This window comes from Streptomyces sp. NPDC053755 (assembly GCF_040677675.1).
Classification (GTDB): Bacteria; Actinomycetota; Actinomycetes; order Streptomycetales; family Streptomycetaceae; genus Streptomyces.
The window spans coordinates 163,915-177,096 of sequence record NZ_JBFASK010000012.1; the positions used below are offsets into that span (position 1 = coordinate 163,915).

The 13,182-nt window shown below is 73.3% G+C and carries 12 protein-coding genes; 6 read left to right on the forward strand and 6 right to left on the reverse strand.

The window, feature by feature from the left end; translation table 11 throughout:
• Positions 1-294: 294 nt before the first annotated feature.
• The gene (locus AB0K65_RS14975; RefSeq protein ID WP_365716358.1) at positions 295-1,293 is read left to right on the forward strand and encodes a helix-turn-helix domain-containing protein; all 999 of its coding nucleotides are present in this window, start codon (positions 295-297) and stop codon (positions 1,291-1,293) included.
• A 106-nt stretch (positions 1,294-1,399) separates the two neighbouring features.
• Here the strand turns inward: AB0K65_RS14975 and AB0K65_RS14980 are convergent, their stop codons facing one another.
• The 3 genes from AB0K65_RS14980 to AB0K65_RS14990 all read right to left on the reverse strand — a co-directional run bounded on the left by AB0K65_RS14980 (position 1,400) and on the right by AB0K65_RS14990 (position 3,932).
• The gene (locus AB0K65_RS14980) at positions 1,400-1,873 is read right to left on the reverse strand and encodes a hypothetical protein (RefSeq protein ID WP_365716360.1); all 474 of its coding nucleotides are present in this window, start codon (positions 1,871-1,873) and stop codon (positions 1,400-1,402) included.
• 70 nt (positions 1,874-1,943) lie between these two features.
• Positions 1,944-2,876 carry a hypothetical protein gene (locus AB0K65_RS14985; RefSeq protein WP_365716362.1) on the reverse strand — a complete coding sequence of 311 codons (933 nt, stop codon included), beginning with the start codon at positions 2,874-2,876 and terminating at the stop codon, positions 1,944-1,946.
• Between the two features lie 147 nt (positions 2,877-3,023).
• Positions 3,024-3,932 carry a DUF817 domain-containing protein gene (locus AB0K65_RS14990; protein ID WP_365716364.1) on the reverse strand — a complete coding sequence of 303 codons (909 nt, stop codon included), beginning with the start codon at positions 3,930-3,932 and terminating at the stop codon, positions 3,024-3,026.
• Positions 3,933-4,269: 337 nt separating this feature from the next.
• Between AB0K65_RS14990 and AB0K65_RS14995 the strand changes: the two genes are divergently transcribed.
• Positions 4,270-4,788, forward strand: a complete 519-nt coding sequence (locus tag AB0K65_RS14995) for a hypothetical protein (RefSeq protein WP_365716366.1) — start codon at positions 4,270-4,272, stop codon at positions 4,786-4,788.
• Between the two features lie 336 nt (positions 4,789-5,124).
• Here AB0K65_RS14995 and AB0K65_RS15000 read toward each other — a convergent pair whose 3' ends face one another.
• Positions 5,125-5,805 carry an HNH endonuclease signature motif containing protein gene (locus AB0K65_RS15000; RefSeq protein ID WP_365716368.1) on the reverse strand — a complete coding sequence of 227 codons (681 nt, stop codon included), beginning with the start codon at positions 5,803-5,805 and terminating at the stop codon, positions 5,125-5,127.
• Between the two features lie 209 nt (positions 5,806-6,014).
• On the opposite strand from AB0K65_RS15000, the gene AB0K65_RS15005 reads away from it, so the two are divergent.
• On the forward strand, positions 6,015-8,075 hold the full coding sequence (locus AB0K65_RS15005; protein WP_365716370.1) for a discoidin domain-containing protein: 2,061 nt from the start codon (positions 6,015-6,017) through the stop codon (positions 8,073-8,075).
• A 34-nt stretch (positions 8,076-8,109) separates the two neighbouring features.
• On the forward strand, positions 8,110-8,730 hold the full coding sequence (locus AB0K65_RS15010; RefSeq protein WP_365716372.1) for a TetR/AcrR family transcriptional regulator: 621 nt from the start codon (positions 8,110-8,112) through the stop codon (positions 8,728-8,730).
• Positions 8,731-8,768: 38 nt separating this feature from the next.
• Here AB0K65_RS15010 and AB0K65_RS15015 read toward each other — a convergent pair whose 3' ends face one another.
• Together AB0K65_RS15015 and ligA are read right to left on the reverse strand one after the other, a co-directional pair.
• Positions 8,769-9,359, reverse strand: a complete 591-nt coding sequence (locus AB0K65_RS15015; RefSeq protein WP_365716374.1) for a DUF4383 domain-containing protein — start codon at positions 9,357-9,359, stop codon at positions 8,769-8,771.
• A 175-nt stretch (positions 9,360-9,534) separates the two neighbouring features.
• The gene (ligA, locus tag AB0K65_RS15020; RefSeq protein ID WP_365716376.1) at positions 9,535-11,589 is read right to left on the reverse strand and encodes an NAD-dependent DNA ligase LigA; all 2,055 of its coding nucleotides are present in this window, start codon (positions 11,587-11,589) and stop codon (positions 9,535-9,537) included.
• A gap of 220 nt (positions 11,590-11,809) precedes the next feature.
• Here ligA and AB0K65_RS15025 point away from each other — a divergent pair, with 220 nt between their 5' ends.
• Both AB0K65_RS15025 and AB0K65_RS15030 read left to right on the forward strand, forming a co-directional pair.
• Positions 11,810-12,232: an acyl-CoA thioesterase gene (locus AB0K65_RS15025; protein WP_365716378.1), complete on the forward strand. Its 423-nt coding sequence runs from the start codon at positions 11,810-11,812 to the stop codon at positions 12,230-12,232.
• Positions 12,233-12,406: 174 nt separating this feature from the next.
• Complete coding sequence (locus tag AB0K65_RS15030) at positions 12,407-12,814, forward strand: ATP-binding protein (protein WP_365716380.1); 408 nt, start codon at positions 12,407-12,409, stop codon at positions 12,812-12,814.
• The last annotated feature ends 368 nt before the right edge of the window (positions 12,815-13,182 follow it).

The following is a 13,182-nucleotide window of genomic DNA, read 5'->3' on the forward strand; positions in this document are numbered from 1 at the left end:
TCTCGCCGCCGTCTCGCCGACGGTGGCCGACGACCGGCCGGGGCGTCTCGACCGTCCGCCAGGTGCCGGAATGGTGCCGACAGACCGCCCGTCGAGCGGGCGCGGGCACGCAGGGGTGTCGTGGACCAGGCGGGTCCGCCCGGCACGGCCGAGCGGGGCGGCGGATGGGAGCGACGCCAGCCTCCAGGACGTCCGAAAGCGGCGTTGTACGGATCACTCCGCGCGGACGAGACTGTCGCGCGGTACACGTGTACGGCGCGGGGCGGGAGCGCCCGGTGAAGACGGGAACGCTCGATGAAACGGATCCACTTCACGGCTGACGACCTGGCGCGGACCCGAGTGATCCCCACGGTCGGCGCGGCGGCGGAGACGCTCGACAGCTTCAGGCTCCTCGGCGAGCGCGACGACAGCCTGGCGTTCCGCCGGTGGCGTGCGGCGTTGGCTGCGCCGCTCGGCCGGCGGACCGGACCCCTGGCGGCGCTCGTCCCTCCGGGAGGGGGCGGTGTGGACATGGCGAGCCTCGCGGGGCACTCCCCGTGCATCGAGGAGGCGGCGGACACGTTCCTGAGCGCACCGCGCGAGCTGTTGCGCGTCGAACTCGCCGCCGTCGACGTCCGTCCGGCGGACCGAGCGTGGGCCCGGCTGCTGGCGGACGGCGACCGGGACGCCCGGCTCCAGGTGGCCGCCGCCCTGCGGGCCTGCCATCGCGTCACCGTCGCCCCGTTCGCGACCCGGGTGCGCTCCCACCTGGACGCGATGCGCTCCGCGTGGGCACGGGAGTGGGCCGAGGGCGGGGTCGAACGTCTGCTCGCGGAGGTGGGCGGCCCGCTGGCGCGCTGGCGGGCACCCGTCCTCGAGGTGCGCCACGTCCACGACGAGGACGTCCGGCTGGGCGGCCGCGGTCTCCTCATCACGCCGACGATGTTCTTCTCGCGGCAGGTGGAGCTGCTGCGCTCGCCGCTCGACCCCGACCGGCCCCCCGTCCTCGCCGTGCCGACCGCCGGCGACGCCTCGGTGGGAACGGTGCGGTGGGACGCGGGAGAGGACGGCGACGAGTCCCTCGGCGAACTCCTGGGCCGCACCCGGGCCGCCGCCCTGCGGGCCACCGCCGAGGGGTGCAGCACGACGGAACTGGCTCGCCGTCTCGGCATCTCGCTCGCGGCGGCGAGCCGTCACACGGCGGTGCTGCGCCGGGCGAACCTGATCACCACGAGCCGTCAGGGCAAGGCGGTCCTGCACGTCGTCACCGCGTTGGGCACCGCGCTCCTGCGGTCGCACCACCCGCCCGCCTGACCGGCCGTCCCGGCCCGCTCCGCGCTCCGCCGGAGCGGGCCCGGCGCCCGAGCGCGCGGCGCGGGCGTCCCTCCCCCGTGGAGGGGCGCCCGCGCGTCTCGCCGGATCACCCGATCCAGGAGCCCCAGGCGCACTCGCCGTCGGTGACCCACTTGTGGGCCATGATGTTGTCGTTGACCAGGGCACCGTTGGTGAACGTGTTGTCCCGCAGGTCGTCCGCGAAGTACTCCGTCGGGTCGAGGCAGGCGTAGGAGGCGGCCTCGTACTGCGGCACGAAGAAGAACTTCACGACATCGCGCCCGCCGGTGTACCCCGCGTTCATCACGGAGCTGGCGTTGTTGGCGTCCAGTCCGGTGAACGGGCCGTAGGCGTCCCCCCAGTGGTCGTCGGATCCGGCGGTGTTGCCCAGCAGCCCGACGCAGTAGATGTCCCGCCAGGCGTACATGTGGCCGTTGCGGCCCGGCCAGGCCGAGTTGCAGCCCCCGGAGGCCGTGGCCTGTGCGGTCGTGGTCGTGGTCGAGGTGACGGCCCCGGTGAGGGCCAGCACCAGCGCGGCGACGGCGGCGCCCGATTTCCTCATGTCTCTCCTGATGTCGGTGTCCGGAAGGTGGTGTCCTCCGCCCCCGTGGACGGAAGTCGGGGTGGTGCGCTCAGCCCGCGCGACGCGTCAGGTCCCGGGCGCGCGCCAGCGCCGCGCGCTCCATCGCGAGGGCGGTGGCGACGGCCTCGCGGTACGGGCGGGGCAGCGCGTTCACGTAGTACGTCTCGCGGGCCCGGCCGACCGTCTTCAGGGACGTCGTCCGGGCGCAGGCCGCGTCGGCGACGGCGAGTCGGCGCTCGGCGGCGAACGCCTCGGGCTCGGGCCTGCCCCGGCCCCGCCGCTCCGCCGTCCGGCGGGCCTCCTGCGGGTCCTTGGAGGGATGGCCGGCGCGCTCCATGCAGCGCGCCCACGCGCCCAGTGCCGCCCGGAACTCCTTGTCGGCCAGCACCCGCGGTACGTAGAGCGGTTGCAGGTTCGAGGCGGTCTTGTGGGCCCGGAACCACGCCTCCGTGTCCCCGTACAGCTTGTTCTCGGACTCGGCCAGACATCCGCCGAGCCGTCTGCGGACGGTTCCCCCCGTCGGGAGGCGCGTCTCCAGGACAGGGGTGCCCGGCCCGCCGTCGAGGGCGGCGTCGAACGCCCGGCGCCGCGGCTCGGGCAGGCTCGCGCGGTAGGCGATGTTGGGGTTGGCGAGGCGGGCCCGGTCCTCCGCCGCGTCGATGCGGCTGCCGTAGCCGTGGGCGCGAGCCCAGGCCACGTCGTCCGAGACGTACCCCTTCGCCCCGTCGGCCGCCGGTGCCGGGCGTACGGCACGCGCGTACCGGAAGCCGTGCCGTTCCATGCAGGCGCCGATGAGCCCCTGCTGGGCGTCCTCGATACGCCGGCGCTCCGCCTCGCTCAGCGCCGGACCGCTCGGCGGCGCGGAGGCGGTGCGTCCGGCCGGTCCTGATCCGGCGTCCGCGCCGGTCGGCGCGGCGCATCCGGCCACGGTCACCGCCACGGCCACGGCCGTCACGGCCAAGGCCGTCCTCGTACCCCTCATCCCCGTCTCCCCGTCTCATGCGGCCGCCGGGGCTCCGTCCCCGCCCGCCGCCATGAAGAGCTTCGACGCCGGAGGGTGGGCGGTGCCATCCTTTCGATGTCGGTGGAAACCTGCGTCTCCACAGGGGCGCGGGGCGACTTCGGGGCCTCAGCCCGCGGGGCGCTTCCTCCACCGTCCTCCCGGACCGCGCGTGCGGTGCCACCACGCCGCGGCGGGGGCGGACGTCTTCGCCGCGCGGACCGTGCCGGGCTCCCGGTCCGGATCCGGTGCCGTCCGGCCGCCCGGCCCCGAGCCGTCCCGGGTACGGGCGACCAGGACGAACGTGACGCTGATCAGCAGGGCCCAGGCGCCGAACTTGGCCGGCGGGACCGGTCGCCAGCCGTCGAGCTGGTGGGGGTAGCTCCACGCACCGGCGTAGGTGGCGGCGTTCTCCGCGATCCAGAGGAAGAAGCCGATCAGGGTGAAGGCCAGGGCCAGCGGCAGGCGGTAGCGGGCGGCGCCCACCGTGAAGTGCGCCCAGGTGCCGGCCGTGGCGGCGAGGAGCAGAAGGGCGAGCGGGATACGGGCGTCGGGCAGCCAGTGGTGCGTGAAGAAGTTCAGGTAGACGGCGGCCGCCAGGGCGGCCATCGTCCGGGGCCGGTAGCCGGACAGCGACAGGTCCATGATCTTCCAGGCGCGGCAGCAGTAGCTGCCGACGGCGCTGTAGAGGAAGCCGCCGTAGAGCGGGACGCCCGCGATCTTGGACACGGCGTCCTCCGGATAACTCCACGAGCCCATGCGCACCTTGACCAGCTCGAACAGCAGCCCGACGAGATGGCAGCCGAGGATCACGGCGGTGTCCCGGGGGCCGTCCCAGCCGACCTTGCGTGCCAGGACCGTCAGCGCCACGCCGAAGACCAGAAGCAGGTCGTACCGCGCGACCGGAAGATCGTCGGGCAGCAGGCGCGAGGCGCCGATGCCGCCGACCAGCACGACGGCGAAGGCGACGGCCCGCACCTGGTCGAGCCCGAAGCGCCAGAACTGTGCGCAGCCGTGGACGATCCGCTCGAAGGTCATGCCCGAGCAGACTGCCGACCGGCCACCGCCGGTTCCCCGCGCTCACTCGCCTGCGCGCCGGGCCGACGGGCGCGCCGCCCCCGCCGCCGGGCCTGGCCGCCGCCCGCCGTCCTGCGGCGAGGCCCCGGTGGACCGCCGGGGCGGGCTCCGCGCCCACCGGTGGTGACGGCACGACCGGGGCGAACTCCGCGTGCGCCGGTCGTTCCGTCGTGACCGACGGCGCGGACGGCGAGGCGGCGCGGTGCGCCCACGACCTCCGGGCCGGTGCTTCACTCGTCCCGGTGGAGCTTCGCGTGCCCTCGGTCCCGGCTCGCCCCCGGTCCGGCACGGTGACCCCATGCACTCCCGCCGCCTCGCCGTCCCGCTCGCCCTCGCCGCCCTCCTGATCGTCACCGGGTGTGTCGCCGTACCCGCCACACCGGCTCCCCCGATCCGTCGGGCCGGCCTCGCGCCCGCCGCCGATCGCCCGCCGGCGCCCCTGCCCGACCGGCCCCTCCCCACACCTGCCCCGCCCCGGGAGACCCTCGCCGACACCGGACCCGACGGCCATCAAGCCGCGGGAGAAGGCACCGGGCAGGCGGGTGACAAGCGGACCACCGGACGGGACACACCGCCCCGCGCGCCCGGCCGCGCCGCCGACACGCCGGAACCCCGCGGACGCACCGCTCTCCGGCCGCCCAGGACCGCGCCCGCGAAGAAGAAGCCGAAGCCGAAGAGGAACCGTGCGGTCCGGCCCTCGACGACCACACCCCGCCCCCCGACCGCCGATCTGCGGTCCCTCTGCCGCCAGGCGGGCCCCTCCGGAGTCGTCCCGCCGGACATCGTCCGCCTCTGCCGCGACATGTACGGGCCCTGATGCCGGGGCCGGGCGGGCGGCCTCTCGCGGGTCGCAGGCGCCGAGGACTCCCGCCGCCACGAAGGCGACCGGGAGGACGACCCCCGCTTGCGCCGCCCGCGTCGTGCGCCCCCCGTCCCCTCTCGCCCTGTGCCGCCGGCCCTGCTTCCGCTCCGGGATTTCGGCCCCGCCTCCCCGGTCACGCTCGGCGCGCAGCTCACGCCGGAGCTCCACCGGTGCGCGGGCCCGCCGCCCCGGTGCACGGCTGCCGAAGGGGTGCACCTGAGCACACCCTGGCGAGGGCCACGGAAGACCGGTGCACGCCGGGCGGCGGGCGGCGACCGCGCCACGGCCCGTCTACCGCCCGAGCGCCGCGCCGTGGGCTCTTGCGGCCACCCCTCGGAAGAGTTCCCGCAGTTCGGCCCGGCGGCTGCCGCGCGTCTTCACGGCATGGCAGTTGGGGCACAGGGCGATCATGTTCCGTGGGTGGTCGGGTCCGTTCAGGCCGAGGTCCTCGACATGGTCGACCTCGAGTATCGGTTCGCCCCGAGCCGTCACGTCGGCCGGCATGCCGCCGCACTCCGGGTTCTCGCAGATGCCCCCGCACCGCTCCAGCACGGCCCTGACCGCTCTCGGATCGCGCTGCCGCTCGATCGTCGTCCGCTCGACCGGCTCCGCCCGCATGCCGCCCCGCTCCGCCGCGTCCAGCTCGTCGCACAGGCGAGAGTAGAGACGGGGCGGCGCGAGTGGCCGGTCGTCCGTCGCGACGGGCCGCTCCTCGCCGCAACCGCGGCACCACTCACCCCGGGGCCCGGCACGCAGGTCGCGTTCGTCGAGGAGTCTGCGGCCCACCGACCGGTACGCCCGGTGCACCGTGCACGCCAACCCGTACTCGGGAGGCAGCACGCGCCCCCGGCGGATCACCTCCGCGTTCTGCAGGGGTTTCGGGTAGAGCACGTCCCAGCCCTCGATGCACGACGGCCCTTCCGGCGCCTTGCGCGCCACACCGTCACCGTCGACCTGCAGAGTCACCGCCATGTCCCCCAATCTAACCGTCTCCCGCCGGAGTTGCGGTCCCGTGGGCCGCCCCGCGGCCGTCATCCGACGACCCATCAGGTCATCCGTCCCGGACTCTTGACTCGGGTTGCGGCAGTCGGGATTCTCGACACACGATTCGCGCGGAGCATGACAACTCGTACGCGCCGTGCCCGTCCCGTTCCCCCACCGAGGACGTGAGTGAGATGTCCATGACGCGAACCACGCACAGCAGGCGCAGGTCCCTGGCGGTGCTGTCGCTGCTCCTCGCCACGATGGCCGTGCTGCTCGGCCCCGCCCCCGGGTCCGCCGCGGACGCGTCCTGGTGGAACCCCGTCGACCGACCGCAACCCGACTCCGCGATCAACGTGACGGGCGAGCCGTTCCAGGGCACGGACGCCCGGGGCGAGGTGCGCGGATTCGTCGACGCGCACAACCACATCATGTCCAACGAGGCCTTCGGCGGCCGCCTCATCTGCGGCAAGGCCTTCTCCGAGCTGGGGGTCGCCGACGCGCTCAAGGACTGTCCCGAGCACTACCCCGACGGATCCCTCGCGGTCTTCGACTTCATCACCAAGGGCGGTGACGGCCGGCACGACCCGGACGGCTGGCCGACCTTCGAGGACTGGCCCGCGCACGACTCGCTGACCCACCAGCAGAACTACTACGCCTGGATCGAGCGGGCGTGGCGTGGCGGGCAGCGGGTTCTCGTCAACGACCTCGTCACCAACGGGGTCATCTGCTCGGTCTACTTCTTCAAGGACCGCAGCTGCGACGAGATGACGTCGATCCGCCTCCAAGCCCGCAAGACGTACGAGATGCAGGACTACGTCGACCGGATGTTCGGCGGACCGGGCAAGGGATGGTTCCGGATCGTCACCGACAGCGCCCAGGCGCGGCGGGTGATCGAGCAGGGCAAGCTCGCGGTCGTCCTGGGCGTGGAGACGTCCGAGCCGTTCGGCTGCAAGCAGGTCCTGGACATCGCCCAGTGCGACCGCGGCGACATCGACCGGGGCCTGGACGAGCTCCACCGGCTCGGGGTCCGCAGCATGTTCCTCTGCCACAAGTTCGACAACGCCCTCTGCGGAGTCCGGTTCGACGAGGGGGCGCTCGGGACCGCGATCAACGTCGGGCAGTTCCTGTCGACCGGCACCTTCTGGAAGACCGAGCAGTGCACCGGCCCGCAGCACGACAACCCGATCGGCCTCGCCGCGGCGCCCGCGGCGCAGAAGGAGCTTCCGGCGGGGGTGACGGTCCCGGCCTACGCGAGTGACGCCCGCTGCAACACCAGGGGCCTGACCGACCTGGGCGAGTACGCCGTGCGCGGCATGATGAAGCGCAAGATGATGCTCGAGATCGACCACATGAGCGTCAAGGCCACGGGCCGGGCGCTGGACATCCTGGAGTCGGAGAAGTACCCGGGCGTGATCTCCTCGCACAGCTGGATGGACCTGAACTGGACCGAGCGGGTCTACGGCCTCGGCGGGTTCATCGCCCAGTACATGCACGGCGCGGAGGGGTTCAGCTCCGAGGCGAAGCGGACGGACGCCCTGCGCGAGAAGTACGGCGTGGGCTACGGCTACGGCACCGACATGAACGGCGTCGGCGGCTGGCCGGGACCACGGGGCGCGGACACCGCCAACCCGGTCCGCTACCCCTTCCGCAGCACCGACGGCGGCTCGGTCATCGACCGGCAGACCACGGGGCAGCGGACGTGGGACCTCAACACCGACGGCGCCTCCCACTACGGGCTGGTCCCGGACTGGATCGAGGACGTCCGGCTGGTCGGCGGCCAGGGCGTGGTCGACGACCTGTTCCGGGGGGCCGAGTCCTACCTCGACACCTGGGACGGTTCCGAGCGGCACCGCGCCGACGTGAACCTGGCCTCGCACGCGCCGGCGGCGGCGTCCACCACCCAGTGGTGGAACCCGTTCGTCTCCTACGCGCCCGGCCGCGGCGTGGACGGCGACCGGGGCACCCGCTGGGCGAGCGAGTGGAACGACGACCAGTGGTTCCGTGTCGACCTGGGCGCGCCGCAGCTGGTCAAGCGCGTCACCCTCGACTGGGAGGAGGCGTACGGGAAGGCGTACCGCGTCGAGGTCTCGGAGGACGGGACCACGTGGCGCACCGTCTGGTCCACCACCGCCGGTGACGGAGGGCTGGACACGGCGCGGTTCCCGGGGACCACCGCCCGTCACGTACGGATCCAGGGCGTACAGCGCGGTACGGGGTGGGGCTACTCGCTCCACGAGGTCGGCGTCTACAGCGGCTGACGGCGCCGGCCGACGGAGCGAAGGGAACCACCGGATGACCCGCATGCCGCTCGCCACACGGCGCCGGCAGCTGACGGAAGCGGCGATCCGCGCGATGACCCGGGACGGCGTCCCCCGGACGACGACCCGGTCCATCGCGGCGGAGGCGGGTGTCTCGCTGAGCGTCTTCCACTACTGCTTCGACTCCAAGGCGGCGTTGCTGGAATCGGTGATCACGACGATCACCGACCACTACGTCGGCGTGGTGGCGGAGGCGCTGCGCCCGCGCGCCACGCTCCGGGAGACCATCCGGGCGGGGTTCGGGGCGTACTGGGACCATGTGTGCGCCCACCCGGGTGAGCACATGCTCACGTACGAACTGACCCAGTACGCGCTGCGCACCCCGGGGTTCGAGGCGCTGGCGCGGCGCCAGCACGAGAGGTACGCCGAGATCTACCAGGAGCTCATCGAGCAGCTCAGGTCGAGCATGTCGCTCGACCTGAGCGTGCCGGTGCCGGTCCTGGCGCGGTATCTGGCTTCCGTGACCGACGGCCTGACCCTGAACTTCCTCGTCCTGGGCCAGGACGAGGCCGTGTCGGCGACGATCCTCGACATGATCACCGATCAGGTCGCCGCTCTCGTGGGCGAGGTGTCACCGCACCCCGCCGGCGGGTGAGGTTCCAGGGGGAGCCACCCACCACGCGCGTGTGACGGTCAGGGGCGTTGTCGCCGCTCTTCGCGGGTGGGCGGCAGGGCGCCGGTCGCCTCCGCTCCGGTGACGGCGGTCGCGGGTGAGGCGGCCGCGGCCGCCGCCCGGCGCCTGACGAGGGACTCGCGAGCGGCCTCGCGAGGATGGCGCCTGCGCCAGTACGGGTTGTCGTGCGGGAGCCGGCCCGCGACCCGGCCGTACATGCCGAAGGTGAGGATGAGCAGGCCCATGACGAAGCTGAACATCACGTTGGTCATGCCGAAGTCCAGGAAGTTCGCCGCCTTGTCCAGGACGAAGATGTGCCAGAACCCGCTCAGCAGGAAGAGGGTTCCGATCACCATGTTCAGTGTGGAGGCGGCGTTGCCGCCGACCACCGCTCCGGCGAGCAGGGCCAGGCCGACCAGGACGGAGATGACGCTGAGGGTCGTGTTGGTCGTCATTCCCGCGATGCGCTCGCCTCCGGTGTCGAAGGGGCTCAGGGCGTCCGCGAACCCGAAGCAGCCGAAGAGCACCAGAAGGAGACCGCAGAGCGCGGAGCCCGCGCGGTACACCCGGGCCAGGTGGTGGTCGACAGGCAGCTCGTTCCTGAGTTTCATCGTGGGGCTCTCCCTTCGACCGCGACACCCGCAATGTGTCGCTTTTGCCCCTATTCCGGGCGGTGGGCGGCGACGGATGCACGGCGGGGAGACGGCCGGTGCGACCTGATCACCGGACCCCGGCGGTCGGACCACCGCACCCCGCCTCTCGGGCCGGACGCGAGCGCCGCCGCGCTCAGCCCAGGTGGTCCGCGACCACCTCGGCGAACTCCTCCTCACTGAGGATCCTCGTCCCCAGCTGCTCGGCCTTCGCCAGCTTGGACCCGGCGTTCTCCCCCGCGACGAGGACCGTCGTCCTCTTCGACACGCTGCCGGAGGACGTGCCGCCGGCCCTCTCGACCAGCTCGTTCAGCTGGGTGCGGTTGCGCCCGGCGAGCGGGCCGTTCATCCCGCCGGTGATGACCACCACCTCGCCGTGCAGCGGCGCGGCCGACGCCGCCGTCGCCCCTTCGGACGGCGCCACGGGTTCGGTCATGTTCACCCCGGCGGCGACGAGCTTGTCGATGACCGGGCCCATGGCGGCGATGTGTGCGGCGATCTTCGGCGCGTTCGCTCCCGGGAGCTTGGGGACCCGGGCGAGGGCTTCGGGGTCGGCGGCGCGTATCGCGTCCATGGTGACGAAGTGCCGGGCGATCTCCCGCGAGAGCGTGCGGCCGGTCCGTACGATGCCCAGCGCGCAGAACACGCGGTTCAGCGGCTTGCGTCCGGCGCGGGCGATGTGTTCCAGCAACGCGTCCGCGCGCTTCTCGCTGCGGGTCGCCTCGGCCAGCTGCTCGCGCGTCAGGGTGAAGAGGTCGGCTACGTCCGCGACCGCACCGGACTCGACGAGCGCTTCGATGAAGGTGGTGCCGAGGCCGTCGATATCGAGCCGGTCGCGCCCGACGGCGTAGCGCAGGGCCGCCGGCAGGCCGCAGCCGCCGCCCGCGCCGTCGGCGCACTCCCATCGCTCGCCGGACGTGTCGATGGCGCCACCGCACTTCGGGCACGCCTCGGGGAGGGCGATCGCGGCCTCCTCGCCGGTGCGCAGGGCCACGACCGGCGCCTCGACCCGGGGGATGATGTCGCCCGCCTTCCACACCGTGACGGTGTCACCGATCATCATGCCGCTGTCACGGATGAAGGCCGGGTTGTGCAGGGTGGCGTACCGGACGGTGCTGCCGTCGACGTCCACCGGCTCCAGGACGGCCCGTGGCGCGATGATCCCCGTGCGGCCGACGTTCCACTCGACCGCGAGGAGCTTCGTCCGCGCCTCGACGGCGGGCAGCTTGTAGGCGATCGCCCAGTGGGGGTGGCGCGTGGCGAACCCGGCGGCCTCCTGCTCGGCGAAGCTGTCGGCCTTCACCACGACGCCGTCGATGCCGAAGGGCAGTCCGGCGCGCAGGCCGGCGATCTCCTCGACCCGCGCCTGGACCTCCTCCAGCGTCCGGCAGACGCGCAGCCCGACGTCGGTCACGGCGGTCGTCCGCACCCCCAGGGCGCGGACCCGCTCCATGACGTCCTCGTGCGTCTCTCCGCCCGCGAACTCCGCACCGTCCCAGGAGACCGCTCCGTAGGCGAAGAAGGTCGTCTCGATGACATAGGGGCGGTCCTTGGCGCGGAGCGTGCCGGCCGTCCCGTTGCGCGCGTTGGAGAACACCTTCGCGCCGTGCGCGGCGCGGATCTCGTTGGCCCGCTCGAACTGTGCGCGGGTCAGCAGCACTTCACCCCGTATCTCCACGGTCTCGGCTGTCGGCAGGACCTCGGGCAGGCCGATGATGCTCCCGATGGCGTGCGACAGGTCCTCCCCGTGGGTGCCGTCCCCACGGCCGACGAGCCGGACCAGGCGACCGTCGCGGTAGCGCGCCGCGATGGCCGCGCCGTCCAGCTTCGGCTCCACCGCGTACCCGCCCTGGACCGGACCGTCGATGCGCCGCGCCAGGGAGGCGCCCCACTTCACGAGCCCCTCCGCGTCGAAGACGTTGTCGAGGGAGAGCATGGGCACGGTGTGGGCGACGTCGCCCACCGGGGCCACGCCGCCGCCGACCTTCCCGGTGGGGGTGTCGGCGCGCCGGTGCCGGGGGTTCTCGGCTTCGTACGCCGCGATCCGGCGCGCTATCACGTCGTACGCGGCGTCGGCGAGGATGGCCTCGCCGTCGCCGTAGTACGCCCGGGACGCGGCGAGTGCCGTGGACACGGCCTCGTCGTAGGCGGCGCGGTCGGGCAGGGAGGCGGCGGGTGCGGCAGTCGTCATACGAGGATCTTTGCGCAGGGGTCTGACAACGAGTGACCGGCGGCCGGGGACCGGGGCGTCGAGAGCGCCTCGCGGTGCGGGCCGCGGGACGCGCCGGACCGCATGCGCGGGGACGTGGCCGCGGGACGCGCACCCTCGGCACGTGGTGGAATGCCGCGTGGCACCAGGCGGTCGCCTGGTCGAACCGGCGCTCCTTGTGCGCAGTCCCGAAAGGAAGACCGTGGCAGAGCCTTTCTCGGTCCCCGTCGTCGTTCGCGGATACGAGACCGACACCCAGGGCCATCTGAATCAGGCCGTCTACCTCCAGTACGCGGAGCATGCCCGCTGGTCGCTCCTGCAGGCGGGCGGCATCCGGCAGACGGATCTGCTGGAGCAGGGCGTGGGACCGGTGGCCCTCGAAGTGACGGTGCGCTACCGAAGGGAGTTGCGGGCCGGCGACGAGGTCGACGTGACGTGCGCCTTCCTCTGGGGCGAGGGCAAGACGTTCCGCATCGAGCAGACGGTCCGCAAGACCGACGGCACCGTGGCCGCGGAGGTGACGGGGGTCGGCGGTCTGCTGGATCTGAAGGCACGCAGGCTGGTGACCGACCCGCGCGCGTACTTCCGCAGGCTGGCCGACTCCCCCGACGTGTTCGGCCTCTGACCGAGGCCCGCCACCGCGGGTCCCGGAAGGAGCACGATGCGCCTCGCCCTGGTCGGGGACCTCCGAACCTTCGGCACGGCCCCGGACGCCTGCCGTCGCGAATGCCGGGTACCCGTCTCCCGTACGGGCAGTGACGCGGTCAGCGTCCTCGGCCGCTCTTGGGGAGTGAAGAACGTGACAGTCAAGGCGATGGGTTGGGCGCACTCGTTCCCCGTGTCCGGAGGTGTGCGCGCCGGACGGCAGTGGACGCGGGGGCACTTGGCCTCCCTGCCGTGGACGGCCCGGGAACCCGAGACGGTGGACGCCATCATCCTGACCGTCTCCGAACTGCTCACCAACGCCCACATCCACGCGCACAGCGACGCGCAGCTCGTGCTCACCTGGGACGGCGACTGCCTCCACATCAGCGTCCACGACGACGACCCGACGCTGCCCCGGCCCCGCGACGCCGACGACAGCGCGGTCTCGGGCCGGGGCGTGAGCATCGTCCAGGCCCTCGCCGACGACTGGGCCATGCGATGCCAGCGGCACGGCAAGACGGTGACGGCCTGCTTCCGGCCGGCCACCGGATCGGCGGAGTGACCCGGTGGGCCGGGTCATCCCCCGGCCCGACGCGGGTCGTGCCCTCCCCGTCGCCCCGCCGGTCGCCGGCCCGCCGACTCCGCCGCACCGGTGGCCCACCGCCCCGGATCCACACCTGTGGCCGCCCCTTGTGGCCGTCGCGCATCGACCTGTCCAGGTCCGTGCCGGAGCCTTGACAGGCTTACCGCTCACTTCTTGAATCACACCATGAACCAACCGGCGGCGCGCCTGCCACGGCTCGGGCGCGCGGAGCCTTCGGGCCCGTGCCTGAGGCCGGGAAGCCGCTGGGCGGAACGTCCTTTCGCCGTAAGGGGTGCCGTCCAGTGCTCCGGCGTGGGGCGGCGCGGCGTGCGGTCACACGCCGCGCC